This is a genomic window from Pseudomonas sp. PDM05, from assembly GCF_014851685.1.
Taxonomy (GTDB): domain Bacteria; phylum Pseudomonadota; class Gammaproteobacteria; order Pseudomonadales; family Pseudomonadaceae; genus Aquipseudomonas.
The window spans coordinates 76343-99581 of the sequence record NZ_JACVAC010000015.1; the positions used below are offsets into that span (position 1 = coordinate 76343).

General features: G+C 62.1%; 15 protein-coding genes and 2 pseudogenes. 7 read left to right on the plus strand and 10 right to left on the minus strand.

Annotated elements, in window-relative coordinates; all coding sequences use genetic code 11:
• The first annotated feature begins 78 nt into the window (after positions 1–78).
• From IB241_RS23650 to IB241_RS28025, 3 genes and pseudogenes are all read left to right on the plus strand, one after another.
• Positions 79–5715, plus strand: coding sequence for a membrane-targeted effector domain-containing toxin (locus IB241_RS23650; RefSeq protein ID WP_192300612.1), 5637 nt, complete (start codon positions 79–81; stop codon positions 5713–5715).
• Positions 5716–5886: 171 nt separating this feature from the next.
• A pseudogene (locus IB241_RS28020) lies at positions 5887–6951 on the plus strand (methyl-accepting chemotaxis protein); the annotation flags it as partial.
• Between the two features lie 258 nt (positions 6952–7209).
• Positions 7210–7806: pseudogene (locus tag IB241_RS28025) on the plus strand (methyl-accepting chemotaxis protein); the annotation flags it as partial.
• 582 nt (positions 7807–8388) lie between these two features.
• Here IB241_RS28025 and IB241_RS23660 read toward each other — a convergent pair.
• From IB241_RS23660 to IB241_RS23675, 4 genes are read right to left on the minus strand one after another with little or no spacing between them, the layout of a single operon-like run.
• Positions 8389–8757 carry a glyoxalase superfamily protein gene (locus tag IB241_RS23660; RefSeq protein WP_192300614.1) on the minus strand — a complete coding sequence of 123 codons (369 nt, stop codon included), beginning with the start codon at positions 8755–8757 and terminating at the stop codon, positions 8389–8391.
• A 30-nt stretch (positions 8758–8787) separates the two neighbouring features.
• Positions 8788–10251: an N-acyl-D-amino-acid deacylase family protein gene (locus IB241_RS23665; RefSeq protein WP_192300615.1), complete on the minus strand. Its 1464-nt coding sequence runs from the start codon at positions 10249–10251 to the stop codon at positions 8788–8790.
• 1 nt (position 10252) lies between these two features.
• On the minus strand, positions 10253–11113 hold the full coding sequence (locus IB241_RS23670) for a MurR/RpiR family transcriptional regulator (RefSeq protein ID WP_192300616.1): 861 nt from the start codon (positions 11111–11113) through the stop codon (positions 10253–10255).
• 12 nt (positions 11114–11125) lie between these two features.
• Positions 11126–12529, minus strand: a complete 1404-nt coding sequence (locus tag IB241_RS23675; protein WP_192300617.1) for a gluconate:H+ symporter — start codon at positions 12527–12529, stop codon at positions 11126–11128.
• A gap of 194 nt (positions 12530–12723) precedes the next feature.
• Here IB241_RS23675 and IB241_RS23680 point away from each other — a divergent pair, with 194 nt between their 5' ends.
• Positions 12724–13104, plus strand: coding sequence for a lysozyme inhibitor LprI family protein (locus tag IB241_RS23680; protein WP_192300618.1), 381 nt, complete (start codon positions 12724–12726; stop codon positions 13102–13104).
• Between the two features lie 39 nt (positions 13105–13143).
• Here the strand turns inward: IB241_RS23680 and IB241_RS23685 are convergent, their stop codons facing one another.
• From IB241_RS23685 to IB241_RS23700, 4 genes are all read right to left on the minus strand, one after another.
• Positions 13144–14589: a SulP family inorganic anion transporter gene (locus IB241_RS23685; RefSeq protein ID WP_192300619.1), complete on the minus strand. Its 1446-nt coding sequence runs from the start codon at positions 14587–14589 to the stop codon at positions 13144–13146.
• A 197-nt stretch (positions 14590–14786) separates the two neighbouring features.
• Positions 14787–15683 carry a LysR substrate-binding domain-containing protein gene (locus IB241_RS23690; protein ID WP_192300620.1) on the minus strand — a complete coding sequence of 299 codons (897 nt, stop codon included), beginning with the start codon at positions 15681–15683 and terminating at the stop codon, positions 14787–14789.
• A gap of 30 nt (positions 15684–15713) precedes the next feature.
• Positions 15714–16304, minus strand: coding sequence for an NAD(P)H-dependent oxidoreductase (locus IB241_RS23695; protein ID WP_192300621.1), 591 nt, complete (start codon positions 16302–16304; stop codon positions 15714–15716).
• 116 nt (positions 16305–16420) lie between these two features.
• A complete protein-coding gene (locus IB241_RS23700) occupies positions 16421–17185 on the minus strand; it encodes a sulfite exporter TauE/SafE family protein (RefSeq protein ID WP_192300622.1) in 765 nt (254 codons plus the stop codon).
• A 534-nt stretch (positions 17186–17719) separates the two neighbouring features.
• Between IB241_RS23700 and IB241_RS23710 the strand changes: the two genes are divergently transcribed.
• The 3 genes from IB241_RS23710 to IB241_RS23720 all read left to right on the plus strand — a co-directional run bounded on the left by IB241_RS23710 (position 17720) and on the right by IB241_RS23720 (position 20687).
• A complete protein-coding gene (locus tag IB241_RS23710) occupies positions 17720–18610 on the plus strand; it encodes a LysR substrate-binding domain-containing protein (RefSeq protein WP_192300623.1) in 891 nt (296 codons plus the stop codon).
• A gap of 109 nt (positions 18611–18719) precedes the next feature.
• Complete coding sequence (locus IB241_RS23715; protein ID WP_192300624.1) at positions 18720–20120, plus strand: amino acid permease; 1401 nt, start codon at positions 18720–18722, stop codon at positions 20118–20120.
• A gap of 222 nt (positions 20121–20342) precedes the next feature.
• Positions 20343–20687, plus strand: a complete 345-nt coding sequence (locus tag IB241_RS23720) for a cupin domain-containing protein (RefSeq protein ID WP_192300625.1) — start codon at positions 20343–20345, stop codon at positions 20685–20687.
• Between the two features lie 62 nt (positions 20688–20749).
• Here the strand turns inward: IB241_RS23720 and mmsB are convergent, their stop codons facing one another.
• Positions 20750–21637: a 3-hydroxyisobutyrate dehydrogenase gene (gene mmsB, locus IB241_RS23725; RefSeq protein ID WP_192300626.1), complete on the minus strand. Its 888-nt coding sequence runs from the start codon at positions 21635–21637 to the stop codon at positions 20750–20752.
• A gap of 15 nt (positions 21638–21652) precedes the next feature.
• Complete coding sequence (locus IB241_RS23730) at positions 21653–23170, minus strand: CoA-acylating methylmalonate-semialdehyde dehydrogenase (RefSeq protein ID WP_192300627.1); 1518 nt, start codon at positions 23168–23170, stop codon at positions 21653–21655.
• Positions 23171–23239 lie beyond the last annotated feature (69 nt).

The following is a 23239-nucleotide window of genomic DNA, read 5'->3' on the forward strand; positions in this document are numbered from 1 at the left end:
ACATACCTATCTACTGCCGAACACGCCCCTGCGCTGCCCATGCTGGTGATTCCACTCACCACCTCAGGGGTTGTGCCAATGAGTACGCCGAATACCCGCGATGCCGCGCCCACGCTTGATCAGATTCACGCCCACTTGCTGGAGATTGACCCCACCCTGCGCGGCCAGAGCAAACGCCCCGTTACCTTGCCGGCGGAGTACGCCACGCTGCAACAGCTCAACACCGACCTCAAGCGTATCAACGCTACGTTTATGAGCCAGGCGCGTGCCCTGTATCAGGATGTGATCCCACCGGACCTGAACAGCCGCCTCAAGGCGCTGGATGAAACCAGCGCCGTCGCAGGGCAGAGCCGTAAGACTTATCTGACCTTCACCGCCGGCATCAACGCGCTGGAACTGGAAACCCGGCTCAACGTCAGTGACAACCTGCTGTCCCCCGCCGACCAGCAGATGCTGGAAAACTGCTCGCTGGGGCCAACCTTCCGCCCCGGCATGTACGCCCTGGCCTTCACCTACCAGGAACAGACCGTCACGTTCGCCGGTGCGTTTGTGCTGACGCGCCAGGCCAACCCCGTCGTCGACAGCCTGCCAGCAGCGCCCCCCGTGGGGCCGGTCTTGTTGTTCACGCCCGCGCGGGGTCTGGAAGCCTTCGACTCGCTGCACGACCTGGACCAAGGCCTGCAATCTGCGATGGCGCTCGCCAACGGGCGGGCTGAGTTCAATCGTCACCTGCCTGTGCGCTACCAACACCTGGATACCGTTGATATATGGCCACTGACCTTACTTCCGATCCAGGACAAACCGCTGTTCGAACACGTCTACCAAGCCCTGCTCGACAAACGTGAACAGGACATCAATTACGCCCTGAGCCATGCAGACACCACACACATCAAGGAGCACCTCGACAACGCCATCCAAGCCGCGTTGCCCGACCTGACATTGCGCCTGGACTTTCGCGCACAGCGACTGCTTGAGCGCGACCTGTTCTACGCCCTGCCCGACTGGTACCGCAGCGCCAGCAAGCCGCTTCGCGACACCCTCGACCAACACCTGCGCAACTACAACCAGGCGCGCGAGGCGTTCATGAATCTGTTCGGCCCGGCAGCAACGCCCCAGGCCCTCGCCCGGCACCAATGGGCCGAGAAACTGGCCGATGAACTGGACATCCACGACCTCGACCCGGACCTGCTGCACATCACAACCCGGCGCACAGTGCCGCCGGTCGGCACCTACGAGCAGCAGCGTTCACTGGTGGAACTGGCCTTGCGCGGCCTGCACACCGGCGACAGCGCGCCGGGCTCAGCCTTCCTTGAACACAGCACCTTGAGCTACGCCGGCGCCCCGCTCGATAAGGCTTATGCCCGACTCACCCCGCAAGTGCTGATCACCCTGCTGCAAGACCTGCAACCACGCCTGGACTTTGCCGACACACAAAAAACCGTGCTGGGCACCCCGCAGATCAAACAGGCGGCCCGCACGTTTTTCGATCAGCGCCTGGTCGCCTTGGCCTACATTGCCCAGCTGCAAGGCCACCTCGGTCCGGACGATGTGCAGCTGTTTGCAGACCTGCGCGAAAATCCCCGCCCGCAGCTCTGCGCACAAACCGTGCTGCTGCACGGCGCTCAACTGCGAGACCTGTGGCTGCTGCGCGAAGATGATGCCCACGGCCAGGTCAAACGCCTATTGCTGTGCACCCCTGACGCCCCCAGCGCACAACAGTTCTTCGCCTTCAGCAGCCTGCGCGAATGCCAGACCCATATCATCGGTTGGCTGGATCAACCCCAGACGATGAGCAATTACGTACTGCAACAAGTGCCGCTGCGCTTCCGCCCGAAAATGAGCACCTTCATCCAGGCGATCAGCCTGCGCCCCGATGCCGAAGAACACCACGAGGTGACCTTCGGCAAACCCTGCAGCCACGCCGATTGCCTGGACGCGATGGCCGCACACCGCCTGGCGCTGCAACTGGATGATTACAGTTTCAGCTCACCAGCGTGGTTTCGTAACGCCTCCCTGGCAGACAGAACCCGGCTGATCACCCTGGCGGATAACATCGAGGGTGCCCTGCGCACCTACAATGCCAGACCCGATGCCGAAGCCAATTTCCCGAGCTTCGACAGCTATTTGCGCGATAAAGCCAGGCTCAGCCTGAACAGACTGCTGGGACGCTCCAAAAATGACATCGACCCGGACAGCGTCTTCGCCTACTCGCCACGGACATTGCTCGGTGCGCCGCCAACACCACTGTCCTACACCACCCTGTACCGCGACGGCTATGCAGACGGCATCGGCTTTCTCGACGAGAAGTTTTCCAGATCCGCGGTCTTTCGCGGCCCCAAGGGCGTAGATCTGAGCCCGCTGACCGCACAGAACGTTGCCCGCTCGGTCACCGGCGTATGGGTCGGTGAACGCTATATCAATGAAGTGCGCCAGCGCCTGCAATCCAGCGACAGCCCCGGTTATCACGAACGACGCAGTGCGGTGCTGGCGATTCACCAATTGCAGATGCAGAGTGCCGCGCTGGAGGCCCGACTCAAGGGGCATATCGCCAGTGTCGACCTGAGCTGGCTCAACCAGGCCATCGACAGCTTGTCGGATACCCGCAGCACCACGCGCAATACCTACAAAGTCCACCGCTTGTTTATCGACGGTGATTGGGTGATGGGCAACTACCTGTTCAGCCACGCCGACTATCCCGTGTTGTTGTACACGCCCAACGCACCGGACGGCGTCAACTTTCGCGAAGCGAAGCTGTTCAACTACCTGCTGAAAAAAGTCGAAGGCATGCCCGGCTATTGGTGCTCTCGTGTGTCGTTGCAGTCGCTGCGCAGAGTGCACCTGTTTCTGGAGAACGCCCGCAACGGCCTGCCGGATGACATCGACCGCACCACCCCAAGCCCGGCTCGGCACGACTCGATAAGCCGCGTCACGCCGCTGCTCGATCTGCGCCACGAGCTATACAACATGAGCTTGCAGCGCACCATCGATGACGTGCACGGCACGACGGTCAATCGCACCCAAATGATTACCGGCATCCTGTGGACCTGTATCGAGTGGGTAACGGCCATTGCAACGATGCCATTCCCCTTGCTGAGCTTGACCTTGGGCGGCCTGCTGGCATTCAAGGACGCCATGCTGGCCCTCAACGCCTATCACCAGAACGACATGGCAGCCGCGATTGAGCACTACGTCGGCTTCCTGGCCAATGCTATGGGGGCCGTGCTGTTCGATTTGCGCCCACTGCTCAAAAGCAGCTTCAAACCCCTGCGTGCCGTCATCCAGACCAGTTCACACGCCGTCGGCAGTGCGCCGCTCAAGCAACTGGATGCGATCAACCCCGAAGGCATGCAATCCATCCTGTTTGATGGGCAACCACTGTGGGCATCGCAGACTCCCGACGCCTTGGGCCGTTACTTGCTGTATCGCCACGACCCGCTGACCGGCCAGCTCCATTCGACCGCACGCCTGGTCAGCCAGAACAGTGATGGGCAGTGGGTGCGCTTCAGCGTCCCCGGGGGTGGGCGCAAGCAATACGAAAAGCTGCTGGCGGATGAAAGCAGCCCGTTGGAGGCCTTCGACGTAGCGCCCGATCAGGCCAAGACCTTCCGCACCCTGCTCGACCCAGGCTTCAAAACACACATGCAAAGCCGGGGGCAGGACGCGGCGGCGGCCCAAGGCAACGCGTTTATCGAAGTGCAACCACTGCGCACGGCCTATGAACAAAACGTCGCGCGCTTGAGCGAAGACGCCGACGCGTTCTACCAGGCGTTACCGGCCCCGGCGCCGAAAAGCGCACTGCCCGCACTGGCGAGCAACGCAGCCCACAGCGACATTCTCAAGAGCCTGTTCAGCCGCAACAAGCGCTTGATTATCGGAGCCGTCGACAACTCCATCGCCAGTAAACAGCTGTTGATCGAACAACTGCCAGGCCTGGCGGAACAGGGACTCAAGCGGGTGTACATCGAGAACCTGCCCCGCGACCTGTTCCATCGCAAGTTGAAAATCCTCAACAACCAGCTCAGCGGCAACAAAGCCCACGCCCTGCAACAGATCGAGCGGCATCTGGCGCAGGTGGACGAGGCCTTGGGGTTTGCAGCGGATGCGCCGTTCACGTACCGCAAGCTGCTGCTCGAAACCCAGCGCCTGAACATCGCCATCGACGGCCTGGACGCTGCAGTTTCATACCATATGGGCCACGTGCTGGCCCTGGGCGAAGGCGCGCGTTTTGTGCCGCGCAGCAGCAAGCTGCGCAATTTCTACTCTCACACCGCTATCGAGTTCAACCTGAAACACAACCCGGACGAAGGTTGGCTGGCGTTGGTCGATACCAACCGCCTGGGCCGTTACGAGCGCATTGCCGGGCTGGCGGAGTTGCAACAGGCGCCAGCGCTGCGCGTTCACGACGTGGCGCCTGGGGAGCCGACCGGCCTGTGGCCCGACACACACAGCAGCGCCCAGTCCCGAGGTGACTACGCCCTATCCATTGCAACAACCCATGGGGCACTGCGCGCACCGAGCAGCCTCACGCCAGCATCGGGCACCGTCTCCCATTACGCGGCGTTCGACATCCCGGCACCGATGCGCGCGAACATCGACCAGATGCGCCTGGAGCGGCGTGGCCTGGACTCGCGTTACTCCCACGCCCAGCCAGAGAATGCCAGGGCAATGAACACCTTCATCGAGACCCGCCAGCGCCTGTACGCCACTGCCAAAGCGCATTTCGCCGACCTCACCTTGCCCCAACGCAGAGCCTTGGGCGAGCTGACCAGCGCAAGAAACGAAAGCGTGTTGTTTGAACGGCTGTTCAAACAGCGCAATGGGCTGGTCATCGGCGAGGCCCATTCCGCGCAATCCAGCAAGCGCCTGCTGATCCAGTACTTCAAGCACCTGAAAAAGCTGGGGGTCAAGACGCTGTACCTCGAGCATTTGTTGACCGATCTGCATCAGGAAGCCCTGGAAACCTACTACCGCACCTCGAAGATGCCGTCGATCCTGGAGAACTACCTCCGGCAGTTGGACCGAGGCCAGATGCCCCTTTACGAGGGCACGGACACCTACACTCACTTGGTCAAGAAAGCCAACAAATACGGGATACGCGTACGAGCGCTGGACTGTACGGCCACCTATTACGTCAAAGGTCTGAATGGCGATTTGCCGCGCCTTCAAATGTTCAGCTACTTCGCCAACGAGGTGATCAAGGCCGACCAACTCGCCCAAGGGCCGCACAAGTGGGTCGCGTTCGTGGGCAGTACCCACACCGATACGTACCTGGGCGTGCCGGGCCTCGCCACGCTGCAGGATGCCGTCAGCCTGCATGTGCGCGACAGCGCCCCGGAACTGGCCAGGCCGTTGCACCAGGGGGCGTGGGAATCTTTCGAAGAAGGTAAGGACGTGGCGTTGCGCAGTGACTTCACGCTCTACGTCGGTATTCCTGGGCGAAGAGTGCCAAACGTGCCGGCGCCGCCGGACCGCAGCAGACTCACAACACCCGGGCATTTCATCGTCGAGCGCCGAACCTCCACCGAGATCAACCTTGTGCACATGTCCCGTGGCAATGAGATTGTCAGCACCCCCATTCAAATCAACGACAAGGGCCAGTTCTTCATCGAGCGCTGGCCAGAACAGCGTCATCAGCGCTTTTTCTATTTATCGCAACTGGTCGGTATGCTCAAAACCCCTCCGCCCGGAGGTGTTGGCCTGAAGCACGTCGGCTAAACCCCATGAGCCAGTGACCCAATTCTCCCGCAACCACTCATCGGCGCCCTGCGTCGATGAGCCGAAATAGCATTTCAGATTCAGGTTTTGCCGCCGATAACCCGCTACACCTCGGCTGGCTCAAACAACAACATCAACCAGCAAACAGACATCACTCTTGCGGAGCATTCGATGAACAGCTGGTTCGGTAACATCAGCGTCAACCTCAAACTCGGCCTGGGCTTCGGCCTGGTACTGGTCCTCACTTCGATCCTGGCCCTGACCGGCTGGACCAGCCTGGGCGGCCTGATCGACCGCAGCAACTGGATGAGCGATATCACCCAGCTCAATGCCTCGCTGACCAAGCTGCGCATCGTGCGCCTGCAATACATGCTGGCCAACGGTGACGAAGCCGTGGCACAAACCGTACAGACCAACCTGGACGCGTTCGCTGCCCAGCAACAAAAGCTGCTGGACAGCTTCAAGAGCCCGGATAACCTCAAGCTGCTCAACGAGCAGAAAAGCGTCATCACCGCCTACCAGCAATCCTTGAACAAAATGCGCGAGGCCTACCGTAACGGCAACGCCGCGCGCCAGGTCATGGGTGACAAGGCCGACATCGCCAACGCCCAGATCAATGCCCTGGACACCAGCGTGCAGCAGATGGCCGACAGTCCGGAGCGTTTCGTCCAGTACCAGGCACTGACCCGGGCCAAGGAAGAGTTCCAGCTCGCCCGTTATGAAGTGCGTGGCTACACCGGCAACGTCAACGCCGAAACCGAAGCCCGCGCCGCCGCACAAATCGAAAAAGCCATCAGTGGCTTGAAAAAGCTCAGCGCCGTCTTTGGTTCCGAACAGCAAACCGCACTGGCTTCGCTTGAAACCGCCCTTGGCGCCTACCGCACCGCCGTACAAAGCTACAAGGCCGCCAACGCCAACATCGTCAGCGCTCGCGCAGAAATGACCACCCAAGGTGCCGACATCGTCACCATCAGCGACAAGCTCTACGACATCCAGCTTGAGCGCCGCGACGCCGAAAGCGCCCAGGCCCGCAGCCTGCAATTGATCAGCACCTTGCTGGCCCTGCTGGTCGGGGTTATCGCCGCACTGGTCATCACCCGCCAGATCACCCGCCCACTGCAGGAAACCCTGGCCGTGGTCGAGCGCATCGCTTCCGGCGACTTGAGCCACAACATCCAGGTCACCCGCCGCGACGAACTGGGCGTGCTGCAACAAGGCATCCAGCGCATGGGCACGACCCTGCGCGAGCTGATCAGCGGTATCCGCGACGGTGTGACACAAATCGCCAGCGCCGCCGAAGAACTGTCGGCCGTGACCGAACAAACCAGCGCCGGGGTGAACAGCCAGAAGATCGAGACCGATCAGGTTGCCACCGCAATGCATGAAATGACCGCCACCGTGCAGGAAGTCGCGCGCAACGCTGAACAAGCCTCCCAAGCCGCCTCCGACGCCGACGGCCAAGCCCGCGAAGGCGACAAGGTGGTGGGTGAAGCGATCGCCCAGATCGAGCGCCTGGCCGCCGAAGTGGCACGTTCCACCGACGCCATGGCGCACCTGCAACAAGAGAGCAACAAGATCGGCAGCGTGATGGACGTGATCAAGGCCGTGGCCGAGCAGACCAACCTGCTGGCACTCAACGCCGCGATTGAAGCCGCGCGTGCCGGTGAAGCCGGTCGTGGGTTTGCCGTGGTCGCCGATGAAGTGCGGGGCCTGGCCCAGCGCACACAGAAATCCACCGAGGAAATCGAAGGCCTGGTCGCCGGTTTGCAGAACGGCACCCAGCAAGTGGCCAATGTGATGAACAACAGCCGCAGCCTCACCGACAGCAGCGTCGAGCTGACGCGCAAGGCCGGTGTGTCCCTGGAAAACATCACCCGCACGGTGTCGAACATCCAGTCGATGAACCAACAGATTGCCGCCGCCGCCGAACAGCAGAGTGCCGTGGCAGAAGAGATCAGCCGCAGTATCGTGAACGTGCGTGATGTCTCGGAACAGACGGCTACGGCGAGTGACGAGACGGCGAAATCGAGTGTTGAATTGGCGCGTTTGGGTAGCCAGTTGCAGCAGATGGTCAGCCATTTCCGGGTGTAGGAAACCAAAAAGCCGCCTCGGCCTGAACCGAGGCGGCTCCACTTCTCAGACCTTAGCGGTCATCGAAGCTGTCCCGCAGGAACTTCCAGACGTGATAAGCACGCAGGCAGTTCACTACGAGGTTCCACGTACGTCGTGCAAACTTAGACATACTCGGCCCTCCGTGAGTTGGGCCTTACCTCCAGCGCACTTACCGGAACATGTGAGCCTTCGGATGCAAGCCAATGCTCCTGTGAGGCGGCTGGGTTTATGGTCCTCCCGCATGAATCCGGCACGGATTACTAGCCCGTGGCGATCGGTCCAAAATTTGCGCGCGAACCCAGTCCCCCTCCTCACGATGTACATAGAACGAGGACGATGCTAGCTCAGCGATCTACGCTAAGGTGTTACAGGCAACAATTCTCCCGATCCAAAGTTGTTGCTTTTTTTGCAGTGGAAACCACTTTTTGTCGGGTCTTGCATAAAGTTTTGAGCGACAGTAGCATCGCTGACAAGCCAATGCTCCTGTGAGACATCAAACCCAGCCACTAACTGGGATTGCAAAAAACCGCCCTCCCAAGGCGGTTTTTTATTGCCTGCGATTTACCCCTCGCCCTCCTCAACAAACACCACCCGATTCCCAAACGGGTCCTTGATGCTCATCTCCCGCGAGCCCCACGGTGTTGGCTCAACCTCAGGCTTGGCATAGCGATAGTCCTTGCCCTGCAACTGCTGCTGATAGGCGTCCACGCCTTGTGCCTGAATTCGCACCGCTGCGCCCGGCGAGGCGTCACCATGATGCTCGGTCAGGTGCAACACACATTCCCCCAGTGACACTTGCAGATACAGCGGAAAATTCGCCTCGAAACGATGCTGCCAATCCACCTTGAACCCCAGGAACTCGACGTAGAACTCCAACGCCTTGGCCTCGTCGAAAATCCGCAAAATGGGGATGACTTTTCCTAAGTGCATGGCAACCGCTCCGTGTATGAAAAGCCCCCACTATAGAGACGAAAAACCACAACGCAAATCGCCATTGCGCGCCAGGAACCGGCCGGCGTGTTGGCCATTGGCCTGCCCCTCGCAGTAACTCAACACGCCGTTGACCCACACCCCGTCAATGCCCTGCGCCGCCCGTTGCGGGTCCTTGAAATCGGCCACATCACGCACGCGCAACGGGTCGAACAGCACCAGGTCGGCCCAGTGCCCTTGGCGAATTTCGCCACGCTCGGCCAAGCCAAACCGCGCCGCCGACAAGCCGGTCATCTTGTGCACCGCCGTGTGCAGCGGGAACAGCCCCACATCCCGGCTGAAATGCCCGAGCACCCGCGCAAACGCGCCCCACAACCGTGGGTGGGGGAACGGGTCTTCCGGCAACCCATCCGAGCCCACCATGGACAATGGATGCGCGAGGATGCGGCGCACATCCGCCTCGTCCATCCCGTAGTACACCGCCCCCGCCGGTTGCAGGCGACGTGCAGCATCCATCAGCGAAACGTCCCACTCGGCGGCGATGTCCTGCAAATCACGCCCGCCCAACTCGGGGTGCGGCGTCGACCACGTGATGGTGATACGAAACGCGTCGGTGACTTGCTTCAGATCCAGGGTCGAAGAACTCGCCGCATAGGGGTAACAATCACAGCCCACCGGGTGGGTTTTCGCCGCCGACTCCAGCGCGACCAACAGCTGCGGACTGCGCCCCCAATTACCCGCTCCGGCACATTTGAGGTGAGAAATGATCACCGGAACCCTGGCGTGCCGGCCGATCAGGAACGCCTCGTCCATGGCCTCCAGCACCGGCTCGAACTCACTGCGCAAATGGGTGGTGTACACCGCGCCGAACGCCGTCAGTTCTTCACTCAGTTGCAGCACTTCATCGGTCTCGGCGCTAAACGCACTGGCGTAGGCCAGGCCTGTGGATAAACCGAGGGCGCCAGCCGCGAGGCTGTCTTGCAATTGCTCGCGCATGGCGGTGATTTCGTCCGGCGTGGCGGTGCGATGCAGATCGTCCATATGGTTGCTGCGCAACGCCGTGTGGCCGATCAACGCCGCGACGTTGACCGCTGGATGGGCACTTTCCACGGCCGTGCGGTAATCGGCAAACCGTGGATAAGTGAACGCCTCACGCGTGCCCAGCAAATTCATCGGGTCCGGTGGGTCACCGCGCAAACTCACTGGCGAGGCGCTGATGCCACAGTTGCCGACAATCACCGTGGTCACCCCCTGGCTCAGCTTGGGCAGCATCTGCGGCTGGCGGATCACCATGGTGTCGTCGTGGGTGTGCACGTCGATAAACCCCGGCGCCAGCACGCGCCCCGTGGCGTCGATCTGAGCCGTGGCCGTTGCCTGCGACAAATCACCGATCGCCGCGATGCGCCCCTCCCACAGTCCCACATCGGCGATGTACCCGGGGGTGTTGCTGCCATCAATGATCAGCGCCTGGCGAATCAGCGTGTCGTACTTCATATCAGTCTCCAAGCGGCAGGCTGTCGGGGCCGCCGCGGTATTCGTCGAGGGCCAGCTTGATGCGGCGCAGGCGCTCGCGGTTGTCGTCCGGCTGGGCCAGTGCCAGCTCGGTGGCGAGCAGGTCGATGGCCAGCAGCATGCCGTAGCGCGCCGCCGTGGGTTTGTAGATAAAACTGGTTTCGGCCGGTTGCAGCGGCAGCAGGACATCCGCCAACTGCGCCAAGGGTGAGTCGGCCAAGGTGATGGCGATGACGCGTGCATCGTAATTGCGCGCCAGTGCCACCACGTCCAGCAGCTCAGGCGTGCGGCCGGTCAAGGAACACACAATCAACGCGTGATCCGAGCCCAGGGTCGCCGCCGTGACACGCATCATCACCGGGTCATGGCAGGCGGCAATCGGATAGCCCAGGCGCACCAGGCGCACCTGCAATTCGTCGCTGCACAGGCTCGACGGGCCGCCCATGCCAAACGCGTGGACCATCCGTGCCTTGCCCAGCAGGCTGACCGCATCGGCAAACCCTGCCTGGTTGAACCCCGACAAGTGCTGGCGCAAAGTCGCCTCGATGTCGCCAAGAATCTGCCGATGAAACGCCGACTGCTCAGGCTTGCCCGCCGGGTCCAGAAAACGGCTGCCCACCCCACTGGCCTGGGCCAATTGCAGGCGCAGGTCACGCAAATCGCGACAGCCCACGCTGCGCGCAAACCGCGACAGTGTGGCCGTGCTGACCTCGGCCCGCTGGGACAACGCTTCCAGGCTGGCCGACGCGGCAAACCCCACGTCGTCGAGCAGCAGCCTGGCGATACGCCCTTCACCGGCGCTGAAGGAATCCTGGCGGGCACGGATCTGGTAGAGGATGTCCATGGAATCTCCGGGTTACAGAAGGCAGGACAGACCATAGGTGAGACCGAAGGCGACCACTGAAATCAAGGTCTCCAGCACGGTCCAGGTCTTGAAGGTCTGGATCACCGTCATATTGAAGTATTCCTTGATCAGCCAGAAGCCGCCGTCATTGACGTGGGAAAAGATCACCGAACCCGCACCAGTGGCCAACACCAGCAATTCCGGGTGTGGATAACCCAGGCCCATGGCCACCGGCGCCACCACGCCGGAAGCGGTAGTCATGGCGACCGTCGCCGAGCCGGTGGCGATGCGCATCAACGCCGCGAACAGCCAGCCCATCACCAGTGGCGACAGCTGAAACGCGTGGGCCAGCCCCAGGATTTCATTGGTCACGCCCGCATCCACCAGGATGCGGTTCAAGCCGCCGCCCGCGCCCACCAGCAAGGTGATGCTCGCCGTCGGCGCCAGGCATTCGTTGGTGAACTTGAGGATCGACTCGCGGTTAAACCCCTGGGCGATGCCCAAGGTCCAGAAACTCACCAAGGTCGCCAGCAGCAGCGCAATCACCGAGTTGCCGATAAACAGCAGGAACTGGTTGAAACCGCTGCCCGGCGTCGAGATCACGTTGGCCCAACCACCAATCATCATCAGCACCACCGGCAGCAGGATCGTGCCCATGGTCAGCGCAAAACTGGGCAGGCGGGTACGCGGCTCGCGGTCGATGAACTGGCGTTCCAGCGGGTTTTGCGCCGGCAGGTGAATGCGCGGCACGATGAATTTGGCGTACACGGGGCCGGCGATGATCGCCGTGGGAATACCGATCAAAATCGCATACAGCACGGTCTGCCCCACCGACGCGTTATACGCCAGCACCGCCATCATCGCCGCCGGGTGCGGTGGCACCAAGGCATGCACCACCGACAAACCGGCGACCATCGGCAAACCGACCATCAGGATCGACACGCCCACGCGTCGCGCCACGGTAAAGGCGATCGGCACCAGCAACACAAAACCGACCTCGAAAAACAGCGGCAGCCCCACCAGGAACGCGATGCAGACCATCGCCCAATGCGCATTGCGCTCGCCGAACCGATTGATCAGGGTACGCGCCACCTGCTCGGCGCCGCCGGACTCGGCCATCATCTTGCCGAGCATGGTGCCCAGCGCCACGACCAGGGCGATGTGCCCCAGGGTCTTGCCGACGCCCGCTTCATACGAACCCATAATGGTGTCCGCCGGCATCCCGGCCAGCAGCGCCAGGCCGATTGACACCAGGGTGATGACGATAAACGGGTTGAGTCGGTAGCGTGCAATCAGCACGATCAAAGCGATGATGGCGATGGCAGCGTATGCCAATAGCCCCAAGCCCGGTAATGCGGCCATGCGGTACTCCTCGGAAAGGGTCACGTCGAATAGGTTGTGAAAGTCATAAATCATTACCGATGAGTATTTTCAATTTTTATGAAAGTAATTTTCGCCCACAGACAAGCACTGTCGCCTGGGGATATGCCCGACAGCTGTGGATGAAAATTCGGGGGGTGTTCTTACATGAAGATCAGAGGATGTCGGAAACTCAAGCCTCGTCGTCGAGTCCTACAATGCGCAATCACTCACGCTCAGGAAACACGACCATGACTCGTACATCCCTAGCCACCGGCGCCCTGCTCCTCGTCCTGTGCGGCGCGGCCTCGGCTGCCGAAAACGCGGCGTTGCAAAAATGCATGGACGGCGCCAACACCACCGCCGACATGGTCAATTGCAACGCCAAGGAAACCAAGGTGCAGGACAAGCGCCTGAACGCGGCCTACAAGACCGCCCTCGCCGCCCAGGAAGGCGCACGCAAACAGCAACTGCAAGACGTGCAGCGCCTGTGGATAAAATACCGCGATGCCAATTGCGCCTTCGCCGGCTCAGCCACCGGAGGCAGCATCGATCAGGTCAACGGCTCCGGCTGCGTACTGGACATGACCCAGACCCGCGCCCAGGAACTGGAAAACCTGGTCGGACCCTGACCCTGTAGGAATAAGCTCCCTCGCCACAAGGTTCCACCATCAGTCGTGATGCACCTTGGCGCGCTTGAGCAGCTTCTTGCAGCGCTCCGACAAATGCAGCACCCGCAGGTGCTTGCCGGCCTTGGCATACCGCTCGCGCAAGGTCATCAGCGCGGCAATCGCTGAATAATCGACAAAGCTCAGGTGCCGGCAATCCAGCGTCACCTGCGCCGGGTCGCCCGCCGGGTCGAACTGGTTCAAGAACGGCGTGGTCGAGGCGAAGAACAAGGTGCCGTGCACCCGATAGAGCTTGCTGCCATCGGCCTCCAGATGCGTATCGGCGTACAACTCGCGGGCCTGTTGCCAGGCGAAGTTCAGCGCCGCAATCACGATCCCGCACAGCACGGCGGTGGCCAGGTCGGTGAACACGGTGATCACCGTCACTGCCAGGATCACCAGCACATCGTTGAGCGGCACCTTGTTGATCACCCGCAAGGACGCCCAGGCGAAGGTCTGCTGGGACACCACGAACATCACCCCGACCAGCGCCGCCAGCGGAATGCGCTCGATAAACGGCGACAGGAACAGGATAAACAACAGGATCATCACCCCGGCAAACACCCCGGAAAAACGCCCGCGCCCGCCGGAGCTGAGGTTGATCACGGTTTGCCCGATCATCGCGCAACCCCCCATGCCGCCGAACACGCCCGAGACCATATTCGCCGCGCCCAGGGCCACGCTTTCGCGATCAGGGTAGCCACGGGTCTCGGTGATTTCGTCGGTGAGGTTAAGGGTGAGCAGGGTTTCCAGCAGGCCGACCATGGCCATCAGGAACGCGTACGGCGCGATGATGCCAAGGGTTTCCAGGGTCCAGGGGACCTGCGGCAGCGCAAACGTCGGCAGGCCGCCGGCGATGTGGGCCATATCGCCCAGGGTGCGGGTCGGCAGGCCGAGCAGGTACACCGCCAGGCCCACGCCGAGGATCGCCACCAGCGCCGGCGGCACTGCGCGGGTGATGCGCGGCAGCAGGTAGACGATGGCCATGGTCACCAGCACCAGGCCGATCATCACATACAGCGGCGTGCCGCCGAGCCAGTGTTCACCGCTCTTGAAATGCTCCAGTTGCGCCAATGCAATGATGATCGCCAGGCCGTTGACGAACCCCAGCATCACCGGGTGCGGCACCATGCGCACCAGCTTGCCCAGGCGCAACAGGCCAAAGGCGATCATGATCAACCCGCCCAGCAGCACCGTGGCCAGCAGGTACTCCACACCGTGTTGCACCACCAGCGCGACGATCACCACCGCCATCGACCCTGCCGCACCCGAGACCATGCCGGGACGACCGCCGAACAGCGCCGTGAGCGTGCAGATGATAAAGGCGCCGTAGAGTCCCATCAGCGGGTTGAGATGGGCCACCAGGGCAAAGGCGATGCATTCGGGCAGCAGCGCGAAAGACGTGGTGAGGCCGGCCAGGGCATCGGCGCGCAGACGGGTGAGGTTCATGAAGTACCAGGGTAAGGCGGGAATAAGGCGGGCGATGGTACGCAATTGCCGGGGGGTGGGGCTAGTCTGGTGGACCGTGTCGGGCCTTTCGCAGGCAAGCCAGCTCCCACATTTGGCCGCGTTTCAACCTTGGAATGCCGTCAAGTGTGGGAGCGGGCTTGCCTGCGAAAGGCTGCACCGCGGTCCCAAGCCAACCGCTAGCAGGCATACCGCGCCAGCTTGGCCTGGATAAAGTCGAGGAAACACTGGATGCGCAGCGCCAACTGCGAGTTGCGATAGAACACCGCATGAATCGGCTGGCGATAGCCGCTGTTGAACGCCTCCAGCACCGGCACCAGGCGCCCGGCGTCGATGTCGGCGCTGGTCATGAAGTTCGACAGGCAGCAAATGCCCTGCCCCTCCAGCGCCAGCTGGCGCAGGGTTTCACCGCTGGACGCGGCAATGCCCGGCTGGATCAGCCAGCGGTCGCCTTCCACATGGCGCAGTGGCCAGTGGTTGAGGGTTTCAGTCTGGGTGAAGCCAAGCAAGGTGTGGTCGGCCAGTTCAGCTACCGTGCTCGGCGTGCCGAACTGCTCGATATAGGCAGGGCTGGCGAGGATATGTAGCGGCGTGCAGCCCAAGGCGCGGGCATGCAGGGTGGAGTCGGCCAGCGTACCGATGCGGATCGCGATGTCGGTGCTTTGCTCCAGCAGGTCGATGATCAAGTCATCGCTGTTCAGCTCCAACTGGATCTGCGGGTACAGGCGGCGAAATTCGGCGATGTACGGCACGATCCCATGCAGCATGAACGGCACGGCCGCATTGATACGCAAGCGCCCGGCCGGGTGCTTCTGGCGCGACGACAGGCGTTCTTCCAGCTCATCCATCTGCGCCAGGATCAGCTTGGCCTGCTCGAAGAAGTACTTGCCCTCTTCGGTCAGGTCCATGCGTCGCGTGGTGCGGTTGATCAGCGTGGTCTCGAGCTTGGCCTCCAGGCGCGACAAGGTGCGGCTGACCGCCGACGGCGTCTGCCCGACCTGCTCCGCCGCGGCGGAAATCGAGCCGCACTCAATCACGCTGACGAAGATTTGTAGCTCGTCGGATCGGGCTTTCACTGGCTGTCCTCGTAATCGGTTAGCCGCAGCTTACACCGAGAGGTTGAACACCTGCGCCAGATGCTGCTCGTAGCGCGCCACGTCGGCGTCGATGGCCGGGCGTTTCATCACGTCCACGCAGAGGAAGGTCGGCAGGCCGGTCATGCCAAGGAATTGGTTGGCCTTGTGGAACGGGAAGTAGACCGCGTCCACGCCCTTGGCTTCGAAAAAGTCGCTCGGGTCGTCGAAGGCTTGCTGCGGTGCGTTCCAGGTCAGCGACAGCATGTATTGCTTGCCCTGGATCAGGCCGCCGCTGCCGTATTTCTGCGAAGCATCGGAGCGGGTGCGGCCATCGCTGGCGTACAGGCTGCCGTGGCCTTCGGTGAAGACCTCGTCGATGTATTTCTTGACGATCCACGGTGCGCCCATCCACCAGCCGGGCATCTGGTAGATGATCACGTCGGCCCAGAGGAATTTCGCGACTTCTTCGGCCACGTCGTAGCCTTCATCGATATGGGTGACCTTGACGTCGATACCCCCACGGTCCAGCACGGCCACGGCGGCATCATGCAGGGTGTTGTTGTAGCGGCCATCGGAGTGGGCGAACTTTTTGCCGCCGTTGAGCAGGAGTACTTTTTTCATGGGAGGGTCTCCAGAAGTTGAAATGTCTGGACGCAGACTATCGACCTCAGCCCCTCGGAATAAGCGGTGGCGCGGCAAAATACATTTGACCGCAATGCACGAATACCCGGCGATTGTTAACCGTTGATCAGCAGATGGCCGCCCAGCAGTGCCATGCCGATAAGAAACACGCGTTTGAACAGCACCGCGCTGATGCGCTGACGCACCACTTGGCCCAACCCCATACCCAGCAGCGCGGGCACCAGCGCCAGCAGCGAGGCATTGATTTCGCCAACGCCGAGGCTGCCGCGCCAAGACAGACCGGCGGCCAACGCCAGGGTTGACACGCTGAACGACAGCCCCAGCGCCTGCACCAGTTGGTCGCGGCTCAAGCCCAGGGCTTGCAGGTACGGCACCGCCGGAATCACGAAGACGCCGGTGGCCGAGGTGATGATGCCGGTGACCAGGCCACACACCGGGCCAAGCCAGCGTTCGGTTTCAGGCTTGACCTTCAACGTAGGCAGGCACAATCCGCTCAACGCATACACCAGCAGCGCGCCGCCCAAGGCGTGCACCACCCAGCCGCCGCCGTCCATGCCCAGCCACAGCGTGCCGAGCCCGGTGCCGAGGAAGATCAGCAGCAACAGCGGCCACAGGCGTTTGAGCAGCGCACGCAGGTGGCCGCCGAATGCCAATTGCCAGAGGTTGGTAACGGTCGATGGAATGATCAGCAACGCCGCAGCCTGCGCCGGGAGCATAGCCAGACCGAGCAGGCCCATGGCGACCGTGGGCAGGCCCAGGCCGATAACGCCCTTGACGGCGCCGGCCAGCAGGAAGGTGCCGAATACCAGCAGGGTCAGGGCGGGGCCGATGTCTTGGTAGAACGTGAGGACAGTAGTCATGGCCGGATTGTGGCGGGTTGAGGCGGGGTTGGAAATTCGCCATATACTGAGGCAGCCTCTTGTTTTGCGTGAGGCTGATGACGCTTTCGCGGGCAAGCCCGCTCCCACATTCGACCCCATTCTCATGCTGGAACCCGGTCAAGTGTGGGAGCAAGCTTGCCCGCGAAGAGGCCAGCCCAGTCACTCGAGCCCCCCCGCCATGCACTTTGACCTGATCGACCTACGCCCCTACCGGCAATATCACCGCCGGCGCCGCCCGCAGCCATTATTCAGCCCCGCTCTCATGCTGGAACCCGGTCAAGTGTGGGAGCGGGCTTGCCCGCGAAGAGGCCAGCCCAGTCACTCGAGAACCCCCGCCATGCACTTTGACCTGATCGACCTACGCCTCTACCTGCACATCCTCGACACCGGCAATATCACCGCCGGCGCCGCCCGCAGCCATTATTCAGCCGCGCTCTCATGCTGGAACCCGGTCAAGTGTGGGAGCGGGCTTGCCCGCGAAGAGGCCAGCCCAATCACTCGAGAACCCCCGCCATGCACTTTGACCTGATCGACCTACGCCTCTACCTGCACATCCTCGACACCGGCAATATCACCGCCGGCGCCGCCCGCAGCCATTTATCCCTGGCCGCTGCCAGTGCACGCATCCGGGCGATGGAAGCGTCACTGGGCATCGAGTTCCTCGAACGCGGCCGCCGTGGCGTCACCCCCACGCCCGCCGGCAAGGCCCTGGCCCGTCACGCGCGCCTGTTGCTGCAACAGGCCGAGCACCTGCAACAGGACCTGGCGGAATACGCCAACGGCGTCAAAGGCCAGGTGCGCCTGCTGTGCAACACCACCGCCCTCAGCGAATACCTGCCGGAACTGCTGGCGGACTTTCTGCGTGAGCACCCCAACCTCGACATCGACCTGCAGGAATTGCCCAGCCTGCGCATCACCCAGGCATTGCGCCAGGGTACGGCCGATCTCGGGATCATTTCCGACGCAGTGGACACCCACGGCTTACAGACCCTGGCGTTTCGCGACGACCCGCTGGTGTTGATCATGCCGCTGGATCATCCGCTCGCCAGCCGGAACGTCAGCTTCATCGATAGCCTGCAACACGACTACGTAGGCCTCGCCGCCAACAGCGCGCTGGCGGTGTATCTCGAAGAACAGGCGTTGCACGCCGGGTTCCGCCTGCAAACGCGGATCCGCGCGGAAGGTTTTGATGGGGTTATCCGCATGGTCGCAGGCGGCGCCGGGCTCGGCATCGTGCCCCAGGCGGCCCTGGAGCGTTGGCCGAAGGAACGCCGCTTCAAGGCTCAACCCTTGCGCGAAGAATGGGCCTGCCGACAGCTGCTGCTCAGCGCGCGCTCATTTGAACAGCTACCCGGTTACGCCAAAGCCTTGTTCGACGCCCTGAACCCATCACACATTTTTTGACCGCGTTGATAACGCTCGGCGGTCACGCAGAGTAATATCTGCCCCCTCAGCAGTTCCAAGGGCAGGTGCGATGTGCACCACCTCGCGAAAAAAGTAGAAGGTAACGTGAATGGCGGATGACATGGTTAACCCGGTGGGCCTCAAGCGGGGCCTGAAGAATCGGCATATTCAGCTGATCGCCTTGGGAGGGGCGATTGGTACGGGGCTGTTCCTCGGTTCGGCGGGCGTGCTCAAGTCAGCGGGGCCGTCGATGATCCTGGGTTACGCGATCGCCGGTTTCATCGCATTCCTGATGATGCGCCAGCTTGGCGAAATGATCGTCGAAGAGCCGGTGGCCGGTTCCTTCAGCCACTTCGCCCACAAATACTGGGGCGGCTACGCGGGCTTTCTGGCGGGCTGGAACTACTGGGTGCTCTACGTACTGGTCGGCATGGCCGAACTGACGGCGGTGGGCAAGTACATCCAGTTCTGGTGGCCAGAGGTTCCGACCTGGGTCAGCGCGCTGGTGTTCTTTGCGGCCGTAAACCTGATCAATACCCTGAACGTGAAGTTCTTCGGGGAGGCCGAGTTCTGGTTTGCGATCATCAAGGTGGTGGCAATCATCGGCATGATCCTGCTCGGCTGCTACCTGCTGTTCAGCGGCCTTGGCGGCCCGCAAGCGTCCATCAGCAACCTGTGGGACCACGGCGGGTTCTTCCCGAATGGAGGCATGGGGCTGTTGATGTCGATGGCGTTCATCATGTTCTCGTTCGGTGGCCTGGAGCTGGTGGGCATCACCGCCGCCGAAGCCAGCGAGCCGCGCAAGGTGATCCCCAAGGCGATCAACCAGGTGGTGTACCGCATCCTGATTTTCTACGTCGGCGCCCTGACCGTGCTACTGTCGCTGTACCCGTGGGACCAACTGTTGCAAACCCTCGGCGCCTCGGGCGATGCCTACAGTGGCAGCCCGTTTGTGCAGATCTTCTCGTTGATCGGTAATGACACCGCGGCACACATCCTCAACTTCGTGGTGCTGACCGCAGCGTTGTCGGTCTACAACAGTGGCGTGTACTGCAACAGCCGCATGCTGTTCGGCCTGGCCGAGCAAGGCGATGCGCCAAAAGCGCTGATGAAGCTCAACAAGCAAGGCGTGCCGCTACGCGCCCTGGCGGTCTCGGCGTTGGTGACGATGCTCTGCGTGGTGGTCAACTACGTGGCACCGCACAGCGCGCTGGAGCTGCTGTTTGCACTGGTGGTTGCCTCGCTGATGATCAACTGGGCGCTGATCAGCCTCACCCACATCAAGTTCCGCAAGGCCATGGGCGAGCAAGGCGTGACGCCATCGTTCAAAACCTTCTGGTTCCCGTACACCAACTACCTGTGCCTGGCATTCATGGTGGTGATCATCAGCGTGATGCTGGCGATCCCGGGGATTCGCAATTCGGTGTTTGCAATGCCGGTGTGGGTGGGGGTGATCTACATTGCCTATCGCTTGCGGATGAAAAACACGAAAGTCGCTGTGGCGCAGTAATCCGTGTGGGAGCGGGCTTGCTCGCGAATGCGGTGGGCCAGTCAACTCAGCCGTAACTGGCCGACTGCATTCGCGAGCAAGCCCGCTCCCACAGTGAACAGAGGCGTGTCAGAGGAATCGGACCCTGCTGCGCTTCTGGGCATCCCGATGTCGAGTTCAGACCACTGGCGCAACGCCCGAGGCCGTAGGGTTCATCTTTGAATTCCCTGCCTCGGAGACATCATGTCCAAGCCCATCACCGTACTGCGCGACACTCACCCCCTGCCGGTCCTGGACGCGTGCAAATGGGAAAAGCTCGAAGGCGACCCGCACACCGTCAACCTCAACGCCTATACCAGCGAAGACGGCAGCAAGATCATGGGCACCTGGATCTGCACACCGGGCAAGTGGTATGTGGACTACGTGAAGTGGGAATACTGCCACTTCCAGGAAGGCTACTGCATCATCACCCCAGACGGCCTGGAGCCGATTCACTTGCGCGCCGGGGACATCTTTGTGGTGGAACCGGGGATGAAAGGCACCTGGGAAGTGGTCGAGACCGTGCGTAAGTACTTCGTGTTCGCCTGACCTGCTGCCGAAGCCAAAACCGCTGTCGTGAGCAGGCTTGCCCCGCTCACGACAGGTCGACCTTATTCGGGTTTGCGGTAGCTGTTGATGATTGCCGAGAAGTCCTTGCCCCCCTCCCCACGCTGACTCATCGATTGGTACAACTGCTGCGCCACCGCGCCGAGGATCACAGGTTGGTGCGCCTGGCGTGCCGCTTCAGTCGCCAGCCCCAGATCCTTGAGCATCAGGTCGGCACCAAACCCGCCGGTATAGCCACGGGACGACGGCGCCGTTTCGATCACCCCCGGCCACGGGTTGTAGGTATCGGAACTCCAGCAGCGCCCGGTCGAGCTGTTGATGATTCCCGCCAGCACCTGGGTATCGATGCCCAGCGCATCCCCCAGCGCCATGGCCTCGCTGACGCCGACCATGCTGATGCCCAGCAGCAGGTTGTTGCAGATCTTGGCGATTTGCCCGGTACCCACGTCGCCGCAGTGCACGATGTTGCGGCCCATCTGCGCCAGCACCGGTTGCAGGGTGGCGAACAGTTCTGCGGTGGCGCCGACCATAAAGGTCAACGTCCCGGCCTGGGCGCCGCCGGTGCCGCCGGACACCGGTGCATCCGCCATCACCACGCCTTGCTTGGCCGCAGCCGCGGCTACGTCACGCGCGGTTTGCGGGTCGATGGTGCTGCAATCCACCGCCGGTACGCCTTTGCCGATGCCGGCGAGTACGCCGTCTTCATTCAGCCAGACGCTGCGCACATGGGCCGCGGCCGGCAGCATGGTGATCACCAGTTCGGCGCCGTTGGCCGCGTCACGCGGTGAGGCGCTGATAGTGCCGCCCAGCGCGGCCAGTTCCTTGAGGACCGTCTGGTTCAAGTCGAACAGGTTCAGCGCGTGGCCGGCCTTGATCAGGTTGCGGGCCATGGGCGCGCCCATGTTGCCCAGGCCGATAAATGCAATCTTCATGCTCGTCTCCCGGAATCAGCGCAGGTTGATGGTGGTGTTGACGCCATCGTTGACCGTGTCGTCGTCGAACCAGCGGCTGGTGACGGTCTTGGTCTGGGTGTAGAACTGCACGACTTGCTTGCCGTACGGGCCGAGGTCGCCGAGTTTGGAGCCACGGGAACCGGTGAAGCTGAAGAACGGCACCGGCACCGGGATCGGAATGTTGATGCCGACCTGGCCTACATCGATTTCGCTCTGGAACTTACGCGCCGCCGCTCCACTTTGAGTGAACAGGCCAGTGCCATTGCCGAACGGGTTGGCGTTGACCAGTGCGATGGCCTCATCGAGGGTCGCAACTTCGATCACCACCAGCACCGGGCCGAAGATTTCCTGGGTGTAGATCTGCATGTCGGTGGTCACGCCGGAGAACAGGGTCGGGCCGACAAAGTTGCCTTGCTCGTAGCCCGGCACCTGGATGTCGCGGCCGTCCAGCTCCAGCTTGGCGCCTTCCTTCACACCGCTTTCGATCAGTTCCAGGATGCGCGCCTTGGCACGCTTGGAAATCACCGGGCCGACGTCGGTGCCGGCTTCACTGCCGGCGTTGACCTTGAGTTGCTGCGCCAGCGCTTTGAGGTCCGGCAGCCATTGCTTGGACGCCCCCACCAGAACCACCACCGAGGTGGCCATGCAGCGCTGGCCTGCCGCGCCGAAACCGGCACCGACCAGGGCGTTGAGGGTGTGCTCGCGGTTGGCATCCGGCAGCACCACGGCGTGATTCTTGGCGCCCATCATCGACTGCACGCGTTTGCCGTGCTTGCCCGCCAAGTCGTACACATGGGTGCCGACTGCGGTCGAGCCGACGAAGGACACGGCCTTGATGTCTTTGTGGGTGCACAGCGCATCCACCACGTCCTTGCCGCCGTGCACCACGTTGAGCACGCCCGCCGGCACACCGGCTTCCAGCGCCAGTTCTACCAGCAGCATCGTCGACAGCGGGTCCTGCTCGGACGGTTTGAGGACGAATGTGTTACCGCAGGCAATTGCCATCGGGAACATCCACAGCGGAATCATCGCCGGGAAGTTGAACGGGGTGATGCCGGCGCACACGCCGATCGGTTGACGCAGGGTGTAGGTGTCGACGCCACCGGCGACGTTCTCGGCGAATTCGCCCATCTGCAGGGTGCCGATGGAACAGGCGTGTTCCACCACTTCCAGGCCGCGGAAAATATCGCCTTCGGCATCGGCAATGGTCTTGCCCTGCTCGGCGCTGAGGACCACGGCGATGCGCTTGGAATGTTCGCGGATCAGGGCTTGCAGCTTGAGCATGATGCGCATGCGCGCGCCGATCGGCGTCAGCTTCCAGGTCTGGAAGGCGCGGTGAGCGGCGTCGATGGCGGCATTGACTTCATCGGCCGTGGCGAACGGGACTTTGGCCAGCACTTCTTGGGTGGCCGGGTTGACGATGTCTTGCCAGTGGGCGGTCTTGGACTCGACCCATTCACCATTGATCAGCAATTTGACCTGTTGTACGGAGATATCGGCAGAAGCGTTCATGGGGTCTCCAATCTTGTAGTTATGCAGAGACAAGGCGCGTGAATCGCCTTGGGAATGAGGCGTTCGGAC

Bases quoted from the DNA above. Each gene is read 5' to 3' on its own strand.
- IB241_RS23660 (WP_192300614.1), bottom strand. From the start codon at position 8,757: ATGCACTTAGGAAAAGTCATCCCCATTTTGCGGATTTTCGACGAGGCC.
- IB241_RS23720 (WP_192300625.1), top strand. From the start codon at position 20,343: ATGTCCAAGCCCATCACCGTACTGCGCGACACTCACCCCCTGCCGGTC.
- IB241_RS23700 (WP_192300622.1), bottom strand. From the start codon at position 17,185: ATGACTACTGTCCTCACGTTCTACCAAGACATCGGCCCCGCCCTGACC.
- IB241_RS23715 (WP_192300624.1), top strand. From the start codon at position 18,720: ATGGCGGATGACATGGTTAACCCGGTGGGCCTCAAGCGGGGCCTGAAG.
- IB241_RS23710 (WP_192300623.1), top strand. From the start codon at position 17,720: ATGCACTTTGACCTGATCGACCTACGCCTCTACCTGCACATCCTCGAC.
- mmsB (WP_192300626.1), bottom strand. From the start codon at position 21,637: ATGAAGATTGCATTTATCGGCCTGGGCAACATGGGCGCGCCCATGGCC.
- IB241_RS23650 (WP_192300612.1), top strand. From the start codon at position 79: ATGAGTACGCCGAATACCCGCGATGCCGCGCCCACGCTTGATCAGATT.
- IB241_RS23730 (WP_192300627.1), bottom strand. From the start codon at position 23,170: ATGAACGCTTCTGCCGATATCTCCGTACAACAGGTCAAATTGCTGATC.
- IB241_RS23680 (WP_192300618.1), top strand. From the start codon at position 12,724: ATGACTCGTACATCCCTAGCCACCGGCGCCCTGCTCCTCGTCCTGTGC.
- IB241_RS23685 (WP_192300619.1), bottom strand. From the start codon at position 14,589: ATGAACCTCACCCGTCTGCGCGCCGATGCCCTGGCCGGCCTCACCACG.
- IB241_RS23670 (WP_192300616.1), bottom strand. From the start codon at position 11,113: ATGGACATCCTCTACCAGATCCGTGCCCGCCAGGATTCCTTCAGCGCC.
- IB241_RS23675 (WP_192300617.1), bottom strand. From the start codon at position 12,529: ATGATTTATGACTTTCACAACCTATTCGACGTGACCCTTTCCGAGGAG.
- IB241_RS23665 (WP_192300615.1), bottom strand. From the start codon at position 10,251: ATGAAGTACGACACGCTGATTCGCCAGGCGCTGATCATTGATGGCAGC.
- IB241_RS23695 (WP_192300621.1), bottom strand. From the start codon at position 16,304: ATGAAAAAAGTACTCCTGCTCAACGGCGGCAAAAAGTTCGCCCACTCC.